Raw genomic sequence first — 21,872 nt, 5'->3', positions numbered from 1 at the left:
CCGGCGAGCGCCTACTTCGAGTCGACGCCGTCGTCGAGTTCGTCCGCTTCGGACTCGTCCTCGAGGTCGTCGTCGTCGAGGTCGTCGTCCTCTTCGAGGTCGTCGTCCTCTTCTTCGAGGTCGCGCGGCTTGACGTAGGGATCGGGGTCGCCGGCGTACGAGCCGGATGCGGCGAGCGCCGCCACGGCCTCGTCGCGCTCGCGCGCTTCGCGCAGGAGCGCCGCGATGTGGTCGGCGTTCTCGGGAATGGCGTCGAGGAAGAACTCCAGCGACGGGGTGAGCCGTGTGTTGAGGTGCTTGCCGACCTCGGTGCGCAGCAGTCCGGTCGCCGACTTGAGCGCCGCCGCGGTGTCGTTGCGCAGCGCCTCATCGCCCATGACCGTGTAGAACACCGACGCGTGCTGCAGGTCACCGGTCACTTTCACATCGGTGATCGTGACGAAGCCGAGGCGCGGATCGCGCAGCCCCTTCTCGAGTCGCTCCGCCAGGACGACGCGGATGCGGTCGGCCACTCGGGCCTGTCGTTCGCCTGCCATGTCTTCTCTCCCTGTTCGTGCACGCTCGATGAGCGGGTGAATGGCAGGATGCCCCGCCCCGGTGAGGGCGGGGCATCCTGTACCTCGGCGGCTGTCTAGCCGCGGGGCTTTTCGACCAGTTCGGTCGTCTCGATCTCGTCGCCGATCTGGATGTCGTTGAACTTGCCGAGGCCGATACCGGCTTCGAAGTCCGTGCGCACCTCGGTGACGTCGTCCTTGAAGCGACGCAGCGACTCGATGGCCAGGCCATCGGCGACCACGACGCCGTCGCGGATGACGCGCGCCTTGGCGTTTCGCGTGATCGTTCCCGACCGCACGATGACACCGGCGATGTTGCCGAACTTCGAGGAGCGGAACACCTCGCGGATCTCGGCGACACCCGACTGCACCTCTTCGAACTCCGGCTTGAGCATGCCCTTGAGGGACTGCTCGACGTCGTCGATCGCGTTGTAGATGACCGAGTAGAAGCGGATGTCGACGCCTTCGCGCGACGCCCGCTCGCGAGCCTTGGCGTCGGGGCGGACGTTGAAGCCGATGATGATCGCGTTGTCGATCGTCGCCAGGTTCACGTCGGACTCGGTCACCGCACCGACACCGCGGTGGATGATGCGCAGCTGCACCGAGTCGTCCACCTCGATCTTGAGGAGCGATTCCTCCAGCGCCTCGACGGCACCGGACACGTCGCCCTTGATGATGAGGTTGAGCGACTCGACCTTGCCCTCCTGGAGAGCGCGGGTGAAGTCCTCGAGCGAGATGCGCTTGCGGGCCTTGGCCAGCTGGGCGTTGCGCTCGGCGGCCTCGCGCTTCTCGGCGATCTGGCGCGCGAGACGGTCTTCGTCGGTGACGATGAACGTGTCGCCCGCGCGGGGCACCGAGTTCAGGCCCTGCACCTGGACGGGGCGCGACGGAAAGGCCTCGAGCACGGCGTCGCCGTTCTCGTCGGCCATCGCACGCACGCGGCCATAGGCCGTGCCCGCCACGATCGCGTCGCCGACCCGGAGCGTTCCAGACTGGATGAGCACGGTCGCCACCGAACCGCGGCCCTTGTCGAGCTTCGCCTCGATGGCGACACCGCGAGCGGCCTTGTTCGGGTTGGCCGTGAGGTCAAGGCCCGCGTCGGCGGTGAGCAGCACGGCGTCCAGGAGATCCTGGATGCCGACGTTGTTGCGCGCCGAGACGTCGATGAACATGACGTCTCCGCCGTACTCCTCGGCGACGAGGCCGTACTCGGTGAGCTGCTGACGGACCTTGGCCGGGTTGGCGTCGGGCTTGTCGATCTTGTTCACCGCGACCACGATCGGCACGTTCGCCGCCTGGGCGTGGTTGAGCGCCTCCACCGTCTGCGGCATGATGCCGTCGTCGGCGGCGACCACGAGGATCGCGAGGTCGGTCACCTGCGCACCACGTGCACGCATGGCGGTGAACGCCTCGTGACCCGGGGTGTCGATGAAGGTGATGGCGCGTTCGATGCCCTCGTGCTCGGTCCAGACCTGGTACGCACCGATGTGCTGCGTGATGCCACCGGCCTCGCCCGCGACCACATTGGTCTGACGGATGGCGTCGAGGAGGCGCGTCTTACCGTGGTCGACGTGACCCATGACCGTGACGACCGGCGGACGGATCTCGAGGTCTTCCTCGTTCTCATCCTCGAGCTCGCGGTCGAGGTCGAGTCCGAAGCTCTCCAGGAGCTCCTTGTCTTCGTCCTCGGGCGAGACCATCTGGATCTTGTAGCCGAGCTCGACGCCGAGCACCTCGAACGTCGCCTCATCCAGCGATTCGGTGGCCGTGGCCATCTCACCGAGGTTGAAGAGGATCGTCACGAGCGTGCCGGGCTGCACCGTGTAGCCGGTGATGTTCTCGATCTTGTCTGCGAAGTCCGAGATCGACGCGCCGCGGCGCATGCGGATGATCTCGCCGTTTCCGCGCGAGACGTTGACGCCACCGACCGTCGGGGCATCCCTCATCTCGAATTCCTGGCGCTTCGCCCTGCGCGACTTCCGCTGCTTGGACTTGCCGCCGCCCTTGCCGAAGGCACCTGCGGTGCCACCGCCGGGTCCGCGACCACGACCGCCGCCGCCACCGGGACGACCTGCGAAGCCGCCGGCCGGAGCCGCACCAGGCGCGCCGGGACGCTGGAAGCCGCCGCCCGCGCCGCCGGGTCGACCAGGACCGCCCGGACGCTGCTGGAACGGAGCGCCGGGACGACCCGCGCCGCCGGGACGACCGGGACCGCCGGGACGCGCGCCGGGAGCACCCGGACGCGGGGCGCCGGGGCGAGGAGCCTGCGGACGAGGGATGTTGCCGGGGCTCGGGGCCGGGCGCTGGCCCATGCCCTGAGCGCTCGCGAACGGATTGTTGCCCGGACGCGGCCCTGCCGGACGCTGGCCCATGCCCTGAGCGCTCGCGAACGGGTTGTTGCCCGGACGCGGTGCGCCACCGGGGCGCGGAACGCCCGCGTTCGATGCGGCGTCCGTCGCCGGAGCGGTGGGTGCTGCCTGCGCGGGTGAAGCTGCCGCAGGTGCGGCGGGAGCCGGAGCGGCCGCTTCGGCACGGGGCGCGGGAGCCGAGGGAGCCGGTGCGTGCGGGGCGGGGGTGTTCGGGGCGCTGCGCGTGGGCGTGGCCGCGGGGGCAGGAGCCGCGGGAGCGGACGCCGCCGGAGCGGATGCCGCCGGGGCTGCCGGAGCGGCGGGGGCTGCCGGGCGCACGGGGCCCGGGCGGCCGGCGGGGCGCGAGGGCGCAGCGGCCGCAGCCGGCGCGGAGGCGACCGGCTTGGCAGCGCCGTCCGCCTCGAGGGCGGCACGGAGCTTGCGAGCCACGGGGGGCTCGATCGTCGATGAGGGGCTCTTGACGAACTCGCCGAGCTCCTTCAGCTTTGCGAGTGCGATCTTGCTGTCGACTCCGAGTTCGGAGGCGATCTCATGAACGCGGGGTTTGGCGTTTGCCACAATTCTCCTGTCTGGGGTCCACCCAGGCAGGGCAGACCGTTAGTTGAAGGGACTCATTTCGAGCCGTTCACTTTGTTCCCATAGCCGTTCAGCCTGTTCTCTAACGTTTGCGAATCGAGAAGACCCGACACGCGCAGTGCTCGTACGAAAGCGCGGCGCCGGATGGCGGCATCCACGCACGCATCCGTCGGATGCACCCACGCACCCCTTCCGGGCATCGTCGCACTCTCATCGGGGATGAGGTGGGAGTCGATGGCCACCACCCTGAGCAGGGCGGACCGGGGGGCACGCGTGCGACAGCCGACGCACGTTCGTACGGGTTCCATATTACACCCCTCCCCGTGTCATCCTCGCGAGGAGGGAGCTGGGCTGGAGCCTCACGCCTCTTCGAGGATGGAGTCCGGCTGGATGTCGATCTTGGCGCCGGTGAGCTTGGCAGCGAGGCGGGCGTTCTGGCCCTCCTTGCCGATCGCCAACGACAACTGGTAGTCGGGGACGAGCGCGCGAACGGCCTTGGACGAGGCATCCAGAATGAAGCTCGAGGTGACCTTCGCGGGCGAGAGCGCGTTCGCGACGAACTTCGCGAGCTCGGGGTTGTAGTCGACGATGTCGATCTTCTCGCCGCCCAGCTCTTCGGTGACCGCGCGGACGCGGCGGCCGAGCTCGCCGATGCATGCGCCCTTCGCGTTGATCGACGGATCGGTCGCGCGCACGGCGACCTTGCTGCGGTGCCCGGCTTCGCGGGCGAGCGAGACGATCTCGACGAGACCGGAGGCGATCTCGGGCACCTCGAGGGCGAAGAGCTTGCGGACGAGCCCCGGGTGGGTGCGCGACACGGTGATCTGCGGGCCTTTCGTGCCCTTCGAGACCGATGTCACGTACACGCGCAGTCGCGAGCCGTGCGGGTATTGCTCACCCGCGACCTGCTCTTCGGGAGGAAGGATCGCCTCCACCGTGCCGAGGTCGACGTGGACCATGCGCGGGTTCGGCCCCTGCTGCACGATGCCGGCGACGATGTCGCCCTCTTTGCCCTTGAATTCGCCCAGCACGGCGTCGTCGGCGATGTCGCGCAGGCGCTGGCTGATGACCTGCTTCGCCGCGAAGGCGGCGATGCGCCCGAAGTCGTCGGGTGTGGTCTCCTCCTCGCCGATGATGGCGCCGTCGTCATCGAGAAGCGGCACGAAAACGGCGACGTGCCCGGTCTTCTGGTCGATCATCGCGCGAGCGCCCTCGGGGAGTTCGCCCGTGGAGGAGGTGTGCCGGCCGTACGCCGTCAGAATGGCCTGCTCGATGATGCGGACGAGTTCGTCGAAGGGGATCTCCTTCTCGCGCTCGACCGTCCTCAGCAATCCGAGATCGATGTCCACAGTGGCCCTCCATATTCAGCTCTCGCCGGTGCGTCCTACCCACCGGCATCCCCCCTACGTTACCCGATGGACACTGAGTCGGGCCTGTGCGCAATGGCGTCAAGCCCCCCGCCCACAGACGATCGACAACCTACTGTTGTGCCGTGTCACGACTCGACGACGCCAAACGTTCCGCCAAGGGCGCGGCCCACTCGGCCGAGTCCAGCCGTGCATTCGAGATGGCGGCTCGGGCGGGGTATGCCGCGAACGGCGTCGTCCACGTCCTCATCGGGGTGATCGTGCTGGTCGTCGCGCTGGGCGGCCAGGGAGAAAGCGACCAGTCGGGGGCGCTGAAGGCCATCGCCGGCGCGCCCTTCGGATTCTTGCTGCTGTGGGTGCTCGCGATCGCGCTGTGGGCGCTGGGGGTCTGGCACCTCCTCGAGGGGGTCCTGGTGCGCGAAGCGTCCGGCGGCCGGTCCGACGATGTGGTGGACACCGCCAAGCGCGAGGGATCGAAATGGGGCCGGCGCGTGTCGGAGTGGGGTCAAGCGGTGGTGTTCATCGCACTCGGCCTGATCGCAGCATCCGTCGCCCTCGGCGCGCGCGTCGACAGCGAAGAGGCCACCGACAACGCCAGCCGCGGGGTGCTCGCGATCCCGGGCGGCTCGATCGTGCTCGGACTCATCGGGCTCGGGGTCGGCATCGGCGGCATCTCATTCATCGTCATGGGCGTGATGCGCAGTTTCGAGAAGAAGATGTCGATACCTTCGCGCGGCGTCGGGCCGAGCGTCAAGGCACTGGGGATCGTCGGTTTCATCGCCAAGGGCATCGCTCTGGTCATCGTCGGAATCCTGCTGCTCGTCGCCGCGGTCACGGTCGACCCGAATGCGGCCGGGGGACTGGATGCTGCCATCGAGGCGATGCTCGCACTCCCCTACGGCCCCTGGCTGACGGGCGCGGTCGGCGTGGGCCTCATCGCCTACGGCGTGTTCTGCTTTTTCCGGGCTCGGTTCGCCAAGCTATGAACTTTGCGTGATTTTCCAATCATTGACGTGTGCGTTACCTCTCCAAGCCCAATGTGACACCCTTTTGTTAACCCGGCAAACCAATCTCGGATGGCCCGAGCCTCACCATTTCGCCCACACGGCGAGGCTCCTCACCCATCCCGAGAAGGAGAACTGTGGCCACCCCCACATCACACCCGATGCGACGTCTTGTACGTCGTTGCGCTGCCGTAGGAACGACGGTCGGCCTCGCCGCAGGCCTGCTCGCCGCCGGAACCGCCTCTACGGCCACGGCCGCGCCTGCGGAAGACCTGGCGTCGCGTTTCACGCTCGCCGTCCTGCCTGACACGCAGTTCTACTCGCGCTACTCATCCGACCAGTTCGTGCCCCGCTACGGCACCGACCCCTATGCCGTGCAGACCAAATGGCTGGCCGAGAACAAGGATGAGCTGCGCATTCCCTTCGTCACGCAGCTCGGCGACATCGTCGATCGCGCCGGAGTGGAGCGTGAATGGGTAGCGGCCGACAACGCGATGAAGACGCTCGAGGCTGCGCCGCTGGCGTACTCCACCGCTCCGGGCAACCACGACGTGAGCAACAGCAACGTGCTGGACACCGCGCTGGACCCGGCCACCGAGCCCTTCAACCGGTGGTTCGGTCCGGCTCGTGCCAACGGACAGCCGACCTACCGCGGGAGCGACCCGACCGGGATGAGTCAGTACCACGTGTTCGAGGCAGAGGGCCAGAAGTACCTGGTGCTCGCTTTGACCTGGAACTCGTCGGACGCCACGCTCGCGTGGGCCCAGAGCGTGCTCGACGCGAACCCGAACCTTCCGACCATCTTGACGACGCACTCGCTCATCAACATCGCCCCCGACCAGGTGACGCCGATCGAGACCGGCGACAGCGAGCGGATGTGGGACAAGCTCATCCGGAGCAACGACCAGGTGTTCCTGACCCTCAACGGCCACTTCCACGGACACAGCCGTCAGGTCAAGAAGAACGACTTCGGCCACGACGTCGCGCAGATCGTCATCGACTACCAGATGGCGTACGAGGGTGGCAACGGCTACTTGGGGCTGATCCAGTTCGACCTGAGCAACAACACCCTCTCGATGGAGACCGGCTCGCCGTGGGTCACCTTCAAGCCGCGAGAGTCGCTCACGTCCTACGACCAGCCGCTTCTGGACCAGCCCAACCGCCGATTCACCATCCCGATGGACTTCGAGGAGCGATTCGCTTCGTTCGATCCCTCGTTCACCGCGGGCACGGCCGATGAGCCCTCACTCTCGCAGGCGGCGCGCGACATCCTTCTGGATGGCTTCGAGGGTCCGGACGCGATCTCGACGGAACTGCCGGGCAACGAGCTCGACTTCGTCGAGGCCGAGGGAACGCTCGCCCATTGGCGCTTCAACAAGAACGACGGCGTCCTGGGCGCCGACGCCGTCGTCGAGGACATCGCGGGAGATAACGACCTGACCCGCGTCGACCCCGCACAGACGAACGCTGTCGGCGCGACGTGGGATGACGTCACCGTCGAGAAGACCAACGTCCATGGCTTCTCGTCCGACGGCGCTGCGGCGTGCTTCGCCAACTCGTCGGGCTCGCGCTACAGCTACCTCACGACAGCGCCCGATGCAGCGGTCAACAACGCCGACCTCACCAATGGCTACACCATCGAGACCTTCGTCAAGATGGGCGCGGACTGGTCGGCGAGCAGCAACCAGTGGTCGAAATTCCTCACTCGCAGCGGCAACCGCTCGCTGATGGGTGCGCCGGAGACTCGCTGGGACTGGACCGCCTCGCCGACGGCCCTGGGCATCTCGAACCTCCGCGAGTTCCAGTTCACCAGCCTTCCCGCCGACACCACCAAGGGCGACCGAGTGAACTGGTCGGGCGAGATCATGGTCGGCGCCTGGTCGCACGTGGCCGTCGTGAATGACCCCGCGACGGCGACCACCACGATGTACGTGGACGGCGCCCCCGTGCTCCGCAACGCGAACGACGTCGTCGGCCAGGCTGGTATGGCCGACATGCCGTGGATCATCGGTTCGGACTGGGTGGATAACGCCGCCCGCAACGGGTGGAACGGCTGCGTCGGCGAGACGCGCATCATCAACCGCCCGACGACGCCGGACGAGTGGCTGACTCAACGCGCTGACCTGAGCGGCTTCACGGTCGACGAGTCGCCGAAGGGGACACTCCCCGCCGGCACCCCGTCGGTGCGATTCGCGGGCACCGGCTTCCCGGGCGCCGAGGTCCGTCTCAACGGCCTGGGTGACGCGGAGGCCGTTGTGGCCGCGGACGGCACGTGGGAATTCGAGATGACCGACGGCCTCGCCGGTGCTCACGAGCTCGCGCTCGTGCAGGCTTTGGGCAGCCGCGCAAGCGAGCCGGTGTCGATCGAGTTCGCCGTCGAGCAGTTCAACGTCCCCTCGTCCGCGACTACGCGCACCCTCGCGGGAAAGAAGTACGTCTCGGTCGTTGCGACCAACAACGAGGCCATTCCGGTGGACATCACCATTCAGACCGAATACGGATCCAAGACGTTCACTGCGGTCAAGCCTGGTAAGTCCGCGAGCGTCTCGTTCAACTCACGTGCCGCCACGATCGGCGCGGGCTCCGCGACCGTCGCCGTCACGGGAATCGTCGGCGGCACTGCCGTCACGATGACCAAGACCGCGGCCTACCCCGCGTCCTGACGCACAGCCCGTCCGGGGTCCGCGCATCGTCGCGGGCCCCGGGCGACCACCCCCTTCCGTCCCGCCCCCTCCCGGGGCGAGATACCCATCAAAGGAGAAACTCAGACATGAACACCTCACACGCGCTGCGCTACAGCGTCATCGCATTCGGGGCAGCCCTTCTCGTCTCGGCGGGAACTGCCGCGGTCGCCGCGGATGAGAACCCGGGCGACGCCGCAGTCGACGTCAAGGTCGACATCCAGGAGATCGCCGAGCCCGGCGTGCTCGCGCTCTCGGTCGACACCACGTCCACCTCGCTCACCGAGAACGGCTCCACCGACCTGGTGCGCCAGTTCACCGGCACCCTTCCGACCGTCACCGTGACCGACACCCGCACCGCGGCCGCGACCTCATGGTCTCTGATGGGCTCCGCGAGCGACTTCACCCAGACGGGTTCGGCTTCTTCGATCGGCGCCGACCACCTCGGCTGGGCCCCCGCGGTGATCATCGGTGATGGCGACCCCGCCGTCTCGGTCGGTGGCGACGTCGACGGTTCTCTCGACGGCGGCCCCGGTCTCAAGGACCAGGAACTGTTGTTCCTCGCCGACTCTGCCGCAGCCGTCGGCGGCACCTGGAGCGCGAACGCCGACCTGAAGCTGAAGGTCCCCGCGGATGTCGAGCCCGGCTCGTACACCTCGGTTCTGACGCTCTCGTTGTTCGAATAGCCTCTCCGCGGTGGGGAGCGGGCACTCCCCGCTCCCCACCGCCTCGTCTCGGCGTACGCCCCGAAGTCTGGCCTTTTCATGAATTCCTTCACGTCTTACGCGGCCGCCGCTGCACTGGCCGCATCCGTTCTCTTCGGATCGATCACCCCCGCTCCGGCGGTGTACGCGCAGCCCCTGGTGCCGGCATCCGCCGCCCCCGCGCCATCCCCGTCCGAGAGTGGTGCGGCGAGGGTCACCTGGGCGGTGCGCCCCGCCGACGCGACCGGCGCCGACGGACGCGCTTGGATCGAGTGGGCGGGCGACCCGGGCGTCGAGCGCTCGGAGCATCTCGTGGTCTCCAACTACGGAGACGAGGAGATCGAGTTCCGCCTCACGGCGGCCGACGGATACTTCACGGACAAGGGCCGATTCAACATGCTGCCCTCCGACCGTGCCTCGACGGATGCCGGAACCTGGATCTCGCTTCCTGCGTCGGTAACCGTGCCGGCGGGTGATTCGCAGAACGTGCCCTTCACCATCGCGATCCCCCAGGACGCGACACCGGGCGATCACCCCGCAGGTGTGGCCGCGAGCATCGTCTCCCCCGGCGGGGGTACGGTCGGCGTGGAATCCAGGGTCGGGTTCCGCGTCATGACACGCGTCTCGGGCGAGCTTCGCGCAGAGCTGTCCACCGCGATATCGGGGTCGTACACCGGATCGGTGAACCCCTTCGAATCGGGCGAGGTCGATATCGCCTACGACCTCACCAACACCGGCAACACCCGCGTGTGCACCCAGCCCGTCATCTCCGTCGCCGGACCCTTCGGCATCGCCGCCGCCCAGCGCTCTGGCGAGGAGATCATCGACATCGCCCCCGGCGAGACGCGCAGTGGAACCGTCCACGTCTCATCGGCGGCACCATTGCTCTGGTACGACGTGCAGATCGATGCGGCACCCGTCGCCGTCACTGCCGATCTCGACACGGGTGCGGCCCCGACCGCGTCGGCTCACGCCGTCGTCGCCGCGCCGCCGTGGCCACAGCTGGTCGCCCTCGCCCTGGCCGGCGGGCTCTTCGCCTGGTACCTCTGGCAGCGCCGCCGCACACAGGCCAAGACCGCACGCCTCGTGGAAGTGGCGCGCGCCGAGGCGCGGGCCGAGGCGCGCCATTCGGAGGGCGACGAGGTCGACGCAGAACCCAGCCTTGCGGCGGCTGCCGCGGCGCCGACGCGACTCTCGCTCCGGCGCGATGCGAGCACGACGGCACGAGTACTGATCGCCGTCATCGCTGGTACCACCGCACTGGCCGCCTGGGGGCTGTCCGACACCTCCCCCGCCCAGGCCGCCGACCCCGTGCCGGATAGAGGATCGGCAATAGTGATGGAGGTGGAGATCTCCCCCGCCCCGAGCGTCACGTCGCCGGCGAGCGCGGAGCCTTCCTCATCGAATCCCGACAACGGCACCCTGCCGGCGACCGGAGGCGGGTTCGATCCCGGATATCTCGTGGCCGCAGGAGTGCTGCTGGGCATCGGTGCGGCCTTCGTCCTGCACCACCGGCGGGCATCGGAGCGCAGCGAGCTCTGACCCGGCTCGCTCTGCGTCGGACTGATCGCATACGGCGTGTTCTGCTTCTTCCGGGCCCGGTTCGCCCGGCTCTGAGTTCGAAAGACATCGCGCGGGGTTGTCAATCCCCTGCCGAACGCCAAGTGGCGCAGACACGCTTGAGTCATGACTGAACTGACCGGAACAGACGCGCTCGCCCGCGTGAAGGAGCTCGTCGAAGACATCGACTTCACGATGCTCACCACCCAGGACGACGAGGGAAATCTCGTCAGCCGTCCGATGAGCACCCGCCAGATGGACGACAACGGCGACATCTGGTTCTTCACCTCCGAAGACACCGACAAGGTCGAGGAGGCGAAGGCTCATCGCGACATCGGCCTGTCGTACTGCGACGCGAAAGGCATGCGCTACGTCTCCGTCGCGGGTCGCGCCAGCGTCGTGCACGACGAGGCCAAGATGAAGGAGCTCTACTCGCCGTCGCTCGACATCTGGTTCGAGGAGGGCCTTCAGACCCCCGGCATCGCGCTGCTCAAAGTGACGCCCGTCGAGACCGAGTTCTGGGAGCCGTCCAAGGGCAAGGTCGCCATGGCAGCGGGCATGCTCAAGGCGCTCGTCACCAAAGACACGCCCGATGACGACATCATGAACCACGGAAAGATCAGCTGCTGAGGTAGGCCAGCATCTCCCGCGTCGGAGGGATGCTGTTCCCGAGGTCAGCGGGCGCGCAGACGCTCCACGACGTCGGCGACGGCCACGACCTCGCGGTCGCCGGTACGGCGGTCCCAGAGCTCGACCTGCCCGTCGGCGGCCGCACGGCCCACGATCACGATCTTCGGCACCCCGACGATCTCGGCGTCGCCGAATTTCACGCCCGGCGAGACTTTGGGGCGATCGTCGAAGAGCACGTCGAGCCCCTCCGCCTCGAGGTCGGCCGACAGCGTCTCGGCCACGTCGAAGACGACAGCATCCCGCCCCGCCGCCACGACGTGCACGTCGAACGGCGCGACCGACTCGGGCCAGATGAGGCCCTTCTCGTCGTTGTTGAGCTCGGCGATGATCGCGAGGATGCGGGTCACCCCGATGCCGTACGAGCCCATCGTGACGGTGACGAGCTTGCCGTTCTCGTCGAGCACCTTGAGCCCGAGCGCCTCGGCATACTTCCGACCGAGCTGGAACACATGCCCGATCTCCATGCCGCGCGCGAGCTCGACCGGCCCCGAGCCATCGGGCGCGGGATCCCCCGCGCGCACGGTCGATACCTCGACGTACCCGTCGGCGGTGAAGTCGCGCCCGGCGACGAGCGAGTGCACGTGCTTCTGGTCGATGTTCGCGCCGGTGATCCAGGCGCTGCCGTCGACCACGCGCGGGTCCAGGACGTAGCGGATGCCGGTGGCCGATTCTTCTCCGAGGACCGCTCCGGTCTCGGACCAGGGCCCGATATAGCCCTTCACGAGGAGAGGGTGGCGTTCGAAGTCCTCGGCTGTCGCGGGCTCCACCTCGGCGGGGGCGAAGGCGACCTCGACACGCTTGTCATCGACGTCACGGTCGCCGGGCAGGCCCACGATGACGAGCTCACGGGTGCCGTCGAGGTGGGTGAGGGCGAGCACGACGTTCTTGAGCGTGTCTGCCGCAGTGTAGGCGCCCTCCAACACTGCATTCGAGTGATCGACGAGCGTCTGGATGGTCGGCGTGTTGGGCGAGTCGAAGATCACCGGCTCGGGCAGACCGTCGAACCCGATCGCGTCGGGGGCGACGGTCGTGAACGCCTCGACGTTGGCGGCGTAGCCGCCGTCGGATCGCACGAAGGTGTCTTCGCCGATCGGTGTGGGGTGCAGGAACTCCTCCGAGCGCGAACCGCCCATGGCGCCGGCATCGGCCTGCACGATCACGTACTCGAGACCGAGGCGCTGGAAGATGCGCTCGTACGCGTCGCGCTGACGCAGGTACGAGGCATTCAGGCCCTCGTCCGTGTAGTCGAACGAGTAAGCGTCCTTCATCGTGAACTCACGACCGCGCAGGAGACCGGCGCGCGGCCGGGCCTCGTCGCGGTACTTGTCCTGGATCTGGTAGATCGACAGGGGCAGGTCTTTGTACGAGTTGTAGAGGTCTTTCACGAGCAGCGTGAAGACCTCTTCGTGCGTCGGGGCCAGCAGGTAGTCGGCATCCTTGCGGTCTTTCAGGCGGAAGATGCCGTCGCCGTACTCCTCCCAGCGGCCCGTGACCTCGTAGGGTTCGCGGGGCAGGAGCGCGGGAAAATGCACTTCATACGCGCCGGCGTTCGCCATCTCCTCGCGGATGATCGTCTCGATCTTGCCCTTCACGCGCAGGCCGAGCGGCAGCCACGCGAAGATGCCCGGCGCCTGACGGCGGATGTATCCCGCGCGGACGAGCCAGCGGTGCGAGGCGACCTCGGCGTCGGCCGGGTCCTCACGGAGCGTGCGGAGGAAGAAGTGCGAGAGACGGGTGACCACGAGGGTCAAGTCTACGGATGCCGCGCCACGACGCCCGCGCACGTCGAGCCGCACCCGGGATACCGCAATGCCACCGGTGATATAACGCCGTTCAGCTCCCCGACCCGGTACCGACCAGCCGTTGGGCGAGCACTCCCGGACGGGCGAGCTGCACGTTGCGAGTGCGCGAGGCCGCGAACCGCGTGAGGCCGAACGGAGTGCGAAGCGTCACCGTATCGAGGACCCGGCATCCGTCGCCCTGCGGAAAGATGTCGTACCGGTACCACACGTGGATGGCGCCGGGACTGTCGACCTCGCCGTGGAGGGCGAACGCGCCGCCCGCACCGAGCTCGGCGAGCAGCGTCACGCGCAGCGGATTGTCGAGGGTCCAGCTTCCGACGATCGGTACGCGTTCCACCGCCGTGAACCGGAATCCCTCGCGGCTCTCGACTACGTCGCTGACACCGATGACCAGCGGCGAGAGCCCGACATAGCTGTGCGGATCGGCCACATGGTCGAACACGGTCCTGGCGGGCACGGCAAGGGTGAACTCGTTGCTCAGAGTGCGGCTCGGCATGAGGACTCAGTCTAGAGTCGCGGCGCATCGGCGCCCCGTCCCGGCCGCTCGGCCTGGTCGCGTTCAGCGGAACAGGCCGCTGTAGGCGTTCAGGGCGAGCTGGCCGCCGAGGTGCGCGTACAGCACGTTGCTGGTGGCCGGAATATCGCGCGAGCGCACCAGATCGATGAGGCCCGCCAGCGACTTGCCCTCGTAGACGGGGTCGGTGATCATCGCCTCGAGCGAGCCGCCGAGACGGATCGCGTCGAGCGTGCTCTCGACCGGGATGCCGTAGAGATCGCCCGCCCACCCCTCGAGGATCGTGATCTCGTCGTCACGCAGGTCGCGTCCGAGCCCGATCAGCTCGGCGGTGTGCCGGGCGATGCGCTCGACCTGGTCGCGGGTCTTCTCGATCGTCGCCGACGCGTCGATGCCGATCACGCGGCGCGGGCGGTCCTGGCCGGCGAAGCCGGCGATCATCCCCGCGTGGGTGGATCCGGTCACGGTGCACACGATGATCGTGTCGAAGAAGACCCCGAGCTCTCGCTCCTGCTCCGCCACCTCGTACGCCCAGTTCGCGAAGCCCAGCCCCCCGAGCGGGTGCTCGGACGCGCCCGCGGGGATCGGGTAGGGCTTGCCGCCCTCCGCGATCACCTCATCGATCGCCTGCTGCCAGCTGGAGCGGATGCCGATGTCGAAACCGGCCGAATCGAGGGTGACCTTCGCGCCCATGATCCGCGAGAGCTGGATGTTGCCCACGCGGTCGCTCAGCGGATCCGGCCAGTCGACCCAGTTCTCCTGCACGAGGCGCGCCTTCAGACCCAGCTTCGCGGCGACGGCTGCCACCTGGCGCGTGTGGTTGGACTGGTAGCCGCCGATCGACACGAGCGTGTCGGCACCCTGAGCCAGAGCATCCGGCACGAGGTATTCGAGCTTGCGCATCTTGTTGCCGCCGAAGGCGAGACCGCTGTTGACGTCTTCGCGCTTGGCCCACACCTGCCCCCCGCCGAGGTGCTGCGTGAGCCGGGGCAGGTGCTGGATCGGGCTCGGGCCGAACGTGAGGGGGTAGCGCTCGAAGTCGGTGATGGCCATGTTCGTCCTTTTCATTGAGCGGTCTCGTCGGCGAAATCGTATCGTGATATTTCGGATATTGCATGCGGAAAACGGATGACGGATAGTCTGGGTGCAGAACCTCGAGGAGCACGATGCCCATCCCGTCCGCTGCGCGCGTCCCCCACCGCGAGCTGCTGCGCGACAACGTCTACGTCTCGCTGCGCGACGCGATCGTGGACGGCACCCTCGCTCCCGGCGAGCGCCTGCGCGACGCCGAGATCGAATCCTGGCTCGGAGTGAGCCGCACGCCGATCCGCGAGGCGCTCCTCCGGCTCGAGCGGGCGGGGCTCGTCGTTTCCCGGCCGGGCCGCTCGACGACGGTCGCGCCGTTCGATGCCGCGTCGACCGTCAGCGCACAGCAGGTCGCGGCATCCATGCACGAGCTCGCCGCGCGCCTGGCCGTCCCGCGGCTGTCGGACAGCGACCTCGCCGAGCTGGCGCACGCGAACGGCGCGCTCGAGCGCGCCGTCGCCGACGGCGATACCGAAGCGGCCCTCCGCGAAGACGATCGGTTCCACGACGTGTTCGTGCGTGCCGGCCGAAACCCCATGGTCGCCGAGGTCCTCGAGATCACTACTCCGCTGCTCCGCCGCGTCGAGCGTCTGCGATTCGCGTCGTTCGGCGCGCGCGACTCGGTCGCACAGCACGCGGCGATCATCTCGGCCGCGCGCGCCGGTGACGCGGAATCGGCTGCCACGCTGAGCCGTGAGAACTGGCTCTCGCTCAGCTACCTCGTCGACTGATCGGTCGCATCCCGCCGCACGCCGCCTGCTTACACTGAGCGGGTGCCTGCTCGCCGCCCCCGCATCGTCCGTGCGGACACCGACGGTGCGCTGGATGCCGCACTGGCCGATCTCCGCCGACAGCTCGAGCTTCCGGGCGACTTCCCGCCGGAGGCCGAGACAGAGGCGCAGGCGGCCGCGCGCACGGTGAGCGTCGATCCCGCAGTAAGCGGACTCGACGATCTGCGCGACATCGAGTTCCTGACGATCGACCCTGCCGGTTCCACCGATCTCGATCAGGCGATGCACCTCGAGCGCACCGCGACCGGTGCCGTGCTGCATTACGCGATCGCGGATGTTCCCGCCTTCGTCCGGCCGGGCGGCGGACTCGACGCCGAGGCACGCGTCCGCGGCCAGACCCTGTACGCGGCCGACGGCCGCATCCCCCTGCATCCGGTCGCGATCAGCGAGGACGCCGCCTCGCTCCTGCCCGGCCGCGACCGCCGGGCGTACGTGTGGCGGTTCGTGCTCGACGACGGCGCCCGGCCGGTGAAGACGACGATCCGCCGCGCGGTGATCCGGTCACGCGCTCAGTGGACGTACGTCGACGCACAGGTTGCCGTCGACACCGGCACCGCGCCACCCACCCTCATGGGGCTCGCGTGGTTCGGCCCACTCCGCGCCGAGCGCGAGTCGGAGCGCGGCGGCGCGAGCCTGAACCTCGCCGAGACGCGCGTCGTCGAGGCTGCCGGCCGGTATCGGCTCGAGCGCGAGGCATCGTCGCCCGTGGAGGACTGGAACTCGCAGGTCTCACTCCTGACCGGCATGGCCGCCGCAGAGATCATGCTGCGGGGCGGGATCGGCATCCTGCGCACCATGCCGGTGGCCGCACGCGACGATGTCGTCGCGTTCCGCGCGCAGACGGTCGCCCTCGGCGACCCCTGGCGCGCCGACACGTCCTACGGCGACTACCTGCGGGGCCTTGATCGCGGCGCGCCGGCGACGCTCGCGATCCTCGAGGCCGCTGCGAGCCTGTTCCGCGGCGCCGGCTACGTCGCGTTCGACGGCGAATCGCCGGCCGATCCGGTGCAGAGCGCGATCGCCGCACCCTACGCGCACACGACGGCGCCGCTGCGCCGGCTCGTCGACCGCTGGTCGCTCGTGATCTGCGAGGCGCTTGCGAACGAGCATCCTGTTCCGGCGTGGGCGCGCGAGAGCCTGGCTCAGCTGCCCCGCATCATGGGCCGCAGCGACGCACGGGCAGGCCGGTTGGATGCAGGGACCATCGACCGCGTCGAGGCCGCTCTCATGACCGGCCACGAGGGGGAGGTCTTCGACGGCGTCGTCATCGCACACCGCGCAGGCGCCGCACGGGTAGAACTCACCGACCCGCCCGTCTCGGCGAAGGTCGCGGGACTGGATGCACCCGCGGGGTCGACCGTGCGGCTGCGGCTCGTCTCAGCCGACATCGCCGCGGGCACCGTGACGCTCGAGCCCGCCGAAGAGCCCGCGCTTTCCGAAGGAGCGACTCGCGTCAGGCCGTGACGACCTGGGCCGTGCCGATGGCGGCGTCCGGACCCATCTCGTCGGCGATGCGACGCGCCTCTTCGATGAGGGTCGCGACGATCTCGGACTCGGGCACGGTCTTCACGACCTGGCCCTTCACGAAGATCTGCCCCTTGCCGTTGCCGGACGCGACGCCGAGATCGGCCTCGCGCGCCTCTCCCGGGCCGTTCACGACACAGCCCATGACGGCCACGCGCAGGGGCACCGTGACGTCCTTGAGTCCCTCGGTGACGTTGTCGGCCAGCGAGTAGACGTCCACTTGCGCGCGTCCGCACGACGGGCACGAGACGATCTCGAGCTTGCGCTCGCGCAGGTTCAGCGACTGCAGGATCTGCAGCCCGACCTTGACCTCTTCGGCCGGGGGCGCAGACAGCGACACGCGGATCGTGTCGCCGATGCCCTCCGAGAGCAGGATGCCGAACGCCGTGGCGCTCTTGATCGTGCCCTGGAAGGCGGGGCCGGCCTCGGTCACGCCGAGGTGCAGCGGCCAGTCGCCCATCTCGGCGAGCAGGCGGTAGGCCTTCACCATGATGACGGGATCGTTGTGCTTGACCGAGATCTTGAAATCGTGGAAGTCGTGCTCCTCGAAGAGGCTGGCCTCCCACCGCGCGCTCTCGGCGAGAGCCTCGGGCGTCGCCTTGCCGTACTTCTGCAGCAGACGGGGGTCCAGCGATCCGGCGTTCACACCGATCCGCAGCGACACACCGGCATCCTTCGCAGCCCGCGCGATCGCGCCGACTTGATCGTCGAACTTGCGGATGTTCCCCGGGTTGACCCGCACGGCCGCACAGCCGGCGTCGATCGCCTGGAAGACGTACTTCGGCTGGAAGTGGATGTCGGCGATCACCGGGATCTGGCTCTTCTTGGCGATGATGTGCAGCACATCGGCGTCGTCCTGCGACGGCACCGCGACACGGACGATCTCGCAGCCGGATGCGGTCAGCTCCGCGATCTGCTGAAGCGTGGCGTTGATGTTGGTCGTGGGGGTGGTGCACATCGACTGCACGCTCACCGGAGCGTCGCCGCCGACCAGCACCTTGCCCACACGGATCTGCCGGGACTTGCGTCGGGGGGCGAGGACTTCGGCAACCTTGGGCATCCCGAGATTCACTGCTGGCACAGCATCCAGCCTACGCCGCCGGACGAGCGAGGAGGCGGGCGAACCGGACGAGGCGTGTGGTAGGTTCGGCCCCATGTCCGCGAACCGCACCTGGTGGCACTGCGCATAACGCGGTGTGTGTTCGTACGCAACAGACCGCTTCCGGGCGGTCTTCTTCGCTTGTGGGCGACCGCCCCACGACGAAAGACCGACGATGACCGCCCCGCTCTCCCTCCGCGAACTCGCCTCCGGCGACGCGCCGTTCGCCCTCATCGCCCGCGATCACGACACCGTCGAGATCCTCACGGGCGAGGTGGTGGACGTCGACCTGCTCGCCGACATCCCGCTGACGGATGCTGCGGGTGAACGCCGCGAGGTGTTCGCGCTCGTGCCGTATCGGCAGGTGCGCGAGCGCGGCTTCGTCTGCCACGACGACGGCGCGCCGCTGCGGTGCCTCGTCGTCGACCGGCACGAGGCGATCAGCCGCAGCGAGGCGTTCGCGCAGCTGCCGAGCGCGCCGATCGCCCTGCGGGATGCCGCCTTCGACATCGAGGACGACGAGTACGCCGACATCGTGCGTCGCGTCATCGCCGACGAGATCGGCCGCGGCGAGGGGGCGAATTTCGTCATCCGGCGCGACTTCGTGGCGGCGGTCGACGCCGACGAGCGCGTCACGGCGCTGACCTGGTTCCGGGCTCTGCTCGAGCACGAACGCGGTGCCTACTGGACGTTCGCGGTCGTGACGCCTGGCCACGTCGCGGTCGGCGCGAGCCCCGAGGCGCACGTCAGTGCGCGCGGGGGCGTCGTGAGCATGAACCCGATCTCGGGCACTTTCCGCCATCCCGCGGGGGGCGCAACCGTCGAGACGCTCACCGAGTTCCTCGAGTCGACGAAGGAGACCGAAGAGCTGTTCATGGTCGTCGACGAAGAGCTCAAGATGATGAGCGCCGTCTGCTCCGACGGCGGCCGCATCACCGGGCCGCGTCTGAAAGAGATGTCGCGCCTGACCCACACCGAGTATGTGCTGCGCGGGCGCAGCCGGCTCGACCCGCGCGACATCCTCCGCGAGACGATGTTCGCGCCGACCGTGACCGGGTCGCCCATGCAGAACGCCTGCACCGTGATCGCGCGCCATGAGAAAACCCCGCGCGGCTACTACTCCGGGGTGGCGGCGCTGTTCACCCCCGCCGCCGGCTCGGATGGTCCCACGCACGACCTCGACGCCCCCATCCTGATCCGTACGGCCTACCTTCAGGACGGCCGGCTGCGCGTGCCGGTGGGCGCCACGCTCGTGCGCCACTCAGATCCGTACGGCGAGGTCGGCGAGACGCACGGCAAGGCCGCCGGTGTGCTCGGCGCGATCGGTGCGGTCGCGCGCGATGCCGCAGGTGCTGCCTCGTCGGCGGCCGATCCCGACGCGCCGGCACCCTCGGGTCGCCTCGCCGACGATCCGGCGATCGCCGCCCTGCTCGAGTCGCGCAACGCGCGGCTGGCGGCGTTCTGGCTGAATCCGCAGGATGCCGAGGCCGGCGGCCCGCTCGAGGGCCGCAGCGCCATCGTGGTCGACGCCGAAGACCGCTTCACGACGATGCTCGCGCATCAGCTGCGCCACCTCGGTCTGAAGGTCGCGATCGTGCCGTGGAACGAGGTGGCCGACGAGCAGATCGATGACGCCGAACTGGTCGTGTGCGGCCCCGGCCCCGGCGACCCTCGCGAGGTCGGCAGCGCTCGGATGCGACGGATGCGCCAGATCGTGTCGCAGCGCCGCGAGGCAGGCCGGCCCCTGCTCGCGGTGTGCCTGAGCCATCAGATCCTCGCCGACTCGCTGGGCATCGAGCTCGCTCCCCTCGCCGCGCCCCACCAGGGGCTGCAGCGCACGGTGGACGTGTTCGATGTGCCCGCCTCGATCGGGTTCTACAACACGTTCACCGCGCGGGTCCCGGCGGGGACGACGCGGGTCGGCGTCGCGGAGGTCGCGGCCGATGAGTCCGGAGACGTCTACGCCCTGCGTGGCCCAGGGTTCGCATCGGTGCAGGGCCACCTCGAGTCGATCCTGTCGCGCGATGGCATGACCACCCTCGAGCGTCTCGTCACGCACGCCCTGACTCCGGTCGACGCCTGACCCTCGATTCCCGCAATGCACCCTCGGTTCCCGCAATGCACCCTCGGTTCCCGCAATGCACCCTCACGCGACGGCGGGATGCCGCGGCTACGGGCTGAGGAGTGAGACCGGGTTGATCAGGTCGGCGAGGATCAGGATCGCGCCCATCCCGATCAGCAGGATCACGACGACGAACGTCACCGGGACGAGCTTGGTGGCATCGACCGGCTTCGGCGGAGGGCGACGGAAGAGCTTCGCCCACGTGCGCTTGATCCCGTCCCACAGGGCGACGACGACGTGCCCGCCGTCCAGGGGCAGCAGCGGAATGAGGTTGAAGACGAACAGCGCGATGTTCAGCGACGCGAGCAGGCCCAGGAATCCCGACACCCGATTCAGGATCGGGGCATCGGATGCTGCGACCTCACCCGCGATGAGTCCTGCCCCGACCACGCTGAGCGGTCCGTTCGGGTCGCGCTGGCCGCCGGTGATGAGCGTCGCCGCCGTGTCGTACACCTTGACGGGGAGCTGCCAGATGACCCCCGCGACCGCACCGACGTTCTGGAACGCGGCCTGCGGGCCTGCCCAGATCGGCTGCGGCACCAGCGCGGACTGCGGCAGGATGCCGACGAAGCCGACGTCTACGGTCTGCGGTGTGCCGTCGGCGTCCAGCACCGGCTGACCCATCGAATCGGTCATCGGTCGGGTGGCCAGGAGCGGTGTGACGGAGAGCGTCATCTCGGCCCCGGAGCGCTCGAGTTGGACGCTGAGCGTGCGCCCCGGAGAAGCCTTGATGATCGCGGATGCCTCGTCGAACGTCGAGACCGCGGTGCCGTCGATCGAGAGGATGGTGTCGCCGGGGAGGATGCCCGCCGCGGCGGCCGGCGCCGTGGGGTCGCCGGCGATGCAATCGGTGCGCCCCGCGTCGGCGGGGATCACGCACGCGCTGAGGCTCGCGATGGTCGTCGTCGCGGTCTGCACTCCGATGCCACTGAACAGGATCGCGAACAGCACGATCGCGAACAGCAGGTTCATGAAGGGCCCGCCGAGCATGATCACGACGCGCTTCCATACCGGCAGCTTGTAGAACACGCCCGTCTCTTCGCCGGCGATGAGGGTCTCGTCGTTGACGACACGCGCGTCCTGCACCATGGTCGCGAAGAAGCCACCGCCCGCACGCCCCGATGCGGCGCCCGCGCCTGCGGCGGCGAGCTCCTTGGGCGACGGAGGGTACATGCCGGCCATCGAGATGTAGCCGCCGAGCGGGATGGCCTTGAACCCGTACTGCGTCGAGCCGATCCTTCGCGACCACAGCGTGGGGCCGAAGCCGATCATGTACTGGCCGACACGCACGCCGAACTTCTTGGCCGGGAAGAGGTGACCCAGCTCGTGCAGCGCGATCGACACAGCCAGCCCCACGACCATGAGGAGGATGCCGATGATGTAGGCGACGACGGTCACAGGCTCACCGTACTCGGGGTTGCCTTTGAGT

At 68.7% G+C, this 21,872-nt stretch carries 17 protein-coding genes; 8 read left to right on the top strand and 9 right to left on the bottom strand.

All coding sequences use genetic code 11. From position 1 onward, the window contains the following. Positions 1 to 11 precede the first annotated feature (11 nt). From rbfA to nusA, 4 genes are all read right to left on the bottom strand, one after another. The gene (gene rbfA / locus ACFE6Z_RS06445; protein ID WP_375384880.1) at positions 12 to 536 is read right to left on the bottom strand and encodes a 30S ribosome-binding factor RbfA; all 525 of its coding nucleotides are present in this window, start codon (positions 534 to 536) and stop codon (positions 12 to 14) included. A gap of 95 nt (positions 537 to 631) precedes the next feature. Beyond that, positions 632 to 3,481, bottom strand: a complete 2,850-nt coding sequence (infB, locus tag ACFE6Z_RS06440) for a translation initiation factor IF-2 (RefSeq protein WP_375384879.1) — start codon at positions 3,479 to 3,481, stop codon at positions 632 to 634. 53 nt (positions 3,482 to 3,534) lie between these two features. Then, complete coding sequence (locus tag ACFE6Z_RS06435) at positions 3,535 to 3,807, bottom strand: YlxR family protein (protein ID WP_375384878.1); 273 nt, start codon at positions 3,805 to 3,807, stop codon at positions 3,535 to 3,537. 51 nt (positions 3,808 to 3,858) lie between these two features. Beyond that, positions 3,859 to 4,848: a transcription termination factor NusA gene (gene nusA / locus ACFE6Z_RS06430; RefSeq protein WP_375384877.1), complete on the bottom strand. Its 990-nt coding sequence runs from the start codon at positions 4,846 to 4,848 to the stop codon at positions 3,859 to 3,861. A gap of 143 nt (positions 4,849 to 4,991) precedes the next feature. Here nusA and ACFE6Z_RS06425 point away from each other — a divergent pair, with 143 nt between their 5' ends. The 5 genes from ACFE6Z_RS06425 (at position 4,992) to ACFE6Z_RS06405 (ending at position 11,445) form a co-directional block, all read left to right on the top strand. After that, entirely contained in the window at positions 4,992 to 5,852 is an 861-nt protein-coding gene (locus ACFE6Z_RS06425; protein WP_375384876.1) for a DUF1206 domain-containing protein, read from the top strand. Between the two features lie 155 nt (positions 5,853 to 6,007). Further along, complete coding sequence (locus ACFE6Z_RS06420) at positions 6,008 to 8,533, top strand: LamG-like jellyroll fold domain-containing protein (protein WP_375384875.1); 2,526 nt, start codon at positions 6,008 to 6,010, stop codon at positions 8,531 to 8,533. A gap of 107 nt (positions 8,534 to 8,640) precedes the next feature. Continuing rightward, positions 8,641 to 9,237: a hypothetical protein gene (locus tag ACFE6Z_RS06415; protein ID WP_375384874.1), complete on the top strand. Its 597-nt coding sequence runs from the start codon at positions 8,641 to 8,643 to the stop codon at positions 9,235 to 9,237. 78 nt (positions 9,238 to 9,315) lie between these two features. After that, a complete protein-coding gene (locus tag ACFE6Z_RS06410) occupies positions 9,316 to 10,797 on the top strand; it encodes a hypothetical protein (protein ID WP_375384873.1) in 1,482 nt (493 codons plus the stop codon). Positions 10,798 to 10,941: 144 nt separating this feature from the next. Continuing rightward, the gene (locus tag ACFE6Z_RS06405) at positions 10,942 to 11,445 is read left to right on the top strand and encodes a pyridoxamine 5'-phosphate oxidase family protein (protein WP_375384872.1); all 504 of its coding nucleotides are present in this window, start codon (positions 10,942 to 10,944) and stop codon (positions 11,443 to 11,445) included. A 44-nt stretch (positions 11,446 to 11,489) separates the two neighbouring features. On the opposite strand, the gene ACFE6Z_RS06400 is transcribed toward ACFE6Z_RS06405, so the two are convergent. The 3 genes from ACFE6Z_RS06400 to ACFE6Z_RS06390 form a co-directional block, all read right to left on the bottom strand. After that, complete coding sequence (locus ACFE6Z_RS06400) at positions 11,490 to 13,247, bottom strand: proline--tRNA ligase (RefSeq protein ID WP_375384871.1); 1,758 nt, start codon at positions 13,245 to 13,247, stop codon at positions 11,490 to 11,492. Between the two features lie 91 nt (positions 13,248 to 13,338). Next, a complete protein-coding gene (locus ACFE6Z_RS06395) occupies positions 13,339 to 13,803 on the bottom strand; it encodes an SRPBCC family protein (RefSeq protein ID WP_375384870.1) in 465 nt (154 codons plus the stop codon). Between the two features lie 63 nt (positions 13,804 to 13,866). Further along, a complete protein-coding gene (locus ACFE6Z_RS06390; RefSeq protein WP_375384869.1) occupies positions 13,867 to 14,874 on the bottom strand; it encodes a 1-aminocyclopropane-1-carboxylate deaminase in 1,008 nt (335 codons plus the stop codon). A gap of 113 nt (positions 14,875 to 14,987) precedes the next feature. Between ACFE6Z_RS06390 and ACFE6Z_RS06385 the strand changes: the two genes are divergently transcribed. Together ACFE6Z_RS06385 and ACFE6Z_RS06380 are read left to right on the top strand one after the other, a co-directional pair. Further along, positions 14,988 to 15,638 (top strand): GntR family transcriptional regulator, encoded by a 651-nt coding sequence (locus ACFE6Z_RS06385; protein WP_375384868.1) that lies wholly within the window; start codon positions 14,988 to 14,990, stop codon positions 15,636 to 15,638. A 42-nt stretch (positions 15,639 to 15,680) separates the two neighbouring features. Further along, entirely contained in the window at positions 15,681 to 17,162 is a 1,482-nt protein-coding gene (locus ACFE6Z_RS06380) for an RNB domain-containing ribonuclease (protein ID WP_375384867.1), read from the top strand. Here the strand turns inward: ACFE6Z_RS06380 and ispG are convergent. Further along, positions 17,152 to 18,303, bottom strand: coding sequence for a flavodoxin-dependent (E)-4-hydroxy-3-methylbut-2-enyl-diphosphate synthase (gene ispG / locus ACFE6Z_RS06375; protein WP_375384866.1), 1,152 nt, complete (start codon positions 18,301 to 18,303; stop codon positions 17,152 to 17,154). The genes ACFE6Z_RS06380 and ispG overlap by 11 nt on opposite strands. 193 nt (positions 18,304 to 18,496) lie before the next feature. On the opposite strand from ispG, the gene ACFE6Z_RS06370 reads away from it, so the two are divergent. Continuing rightward, positions 18,497 to 20,404 carry a chorismate-binding protein gene (locus ACFE6Z_RS06370; RefSeq protein ID WP_375384865.1) on the top strand — a complete coding sequence of 636 codons (1,908 nt, stop codon included), beginning with the start codon at positions 18,497 to 18,499 and terminating at the stop codon, positions 20,402 to 20,404. 87 nt (positions 20,405 to 20,491) lie between these two features. Here ACFE6Z_RS06370 and ACFE6Z_RS06365 read toward each other — a convergent pair whose 3' ends face one another. After that, a complete protein-coding gene (locus ACFE6Z_RS06365) occupies positions 20,492 to 21,841 on the bottom strand; it encodes an RIP metalloprotease (RefSeq protein WP_375385005.1) in 1,350 nt (449 codons plus the stop codon). Positions 21,842 to 21,872 lie beyond the last annotated feature (31 nt).

It is taken from the genome of uncultured Microbacterium sp., assembly GCF_964244775.1.
GTDB lineage: Bacteria > Actinomycetota > Actinomycetes > Actinomycetales > Microbacteriaceae > Microbacterium.
This window is presented reverse-complemented; position numbering and strand designations above follow the sequence as displayed.

Coding starts and splice junctions, on each gene's coding strand:
- ACFE6Z_RS06370 (WP_375384865.1), top strand. CDS start 18,497: ATGACCGCCCCGCTCTCCCTCCGCGAACTCGCCTCCGGCGACGCGCCG.
- ACFE6Z_RS06435 (WP_375384878.1), bottom strand. CDS start 3,807: ATGGAACCCGTACGAACGTGCGTCGGCTGTCGCACGCGTGCCCCCCGG.
- ACFE6Z_RS06415 (WP_375384874.1), top strand. CDS start 8,641: ATGAACACCTCACACGCGCTGCGCTACAGCGTCATCGCATTCGGGGCA.
- rbfA (WP_375384880.1), bottom strand. CDS start 536: ATGGCAGGCGAACGACAGGCCCGAGTGGCCGACCGCATCCGCGTCGTC.
- ACFE6Z_RS06390 (WP_375384869.1), bottom strand. CDS start 14,874: ATGGCCATCACCGACTTCGAGCGCTACCCCCTCACGTTCGGCCCGAGC.
- ACFE6Z_RS06405 (WP_375384872.1), top strand. CDS start 10,942: ATGACTGAACTGACCGGAACAGACGCGCTCGCCCGCGTGAAGGAGCTC.
- ACFE6Z_RS06410 (WP_375384873.1), top strand. CDS start 9,316: ATGAATTCCTTCACGTCTTACGCGGCCGCCGCTGCACTGGCCGCATCC.
- ACFE6Z_RS06395 (WP_375384870.1), bottom strand. CDS start 13,803: ATGCCGAGCCGCACTCTGAGCAACGAGTTCACCCTTGCCGTGCCCGCC.
- ACFE6Z_RS06385 (WP_375384868.1), top strand. CDS start 14,988: ATGCCCATCCCGTCCGCTGCGCGCGTCCCCCACCGCGAGCTGCTGCGC.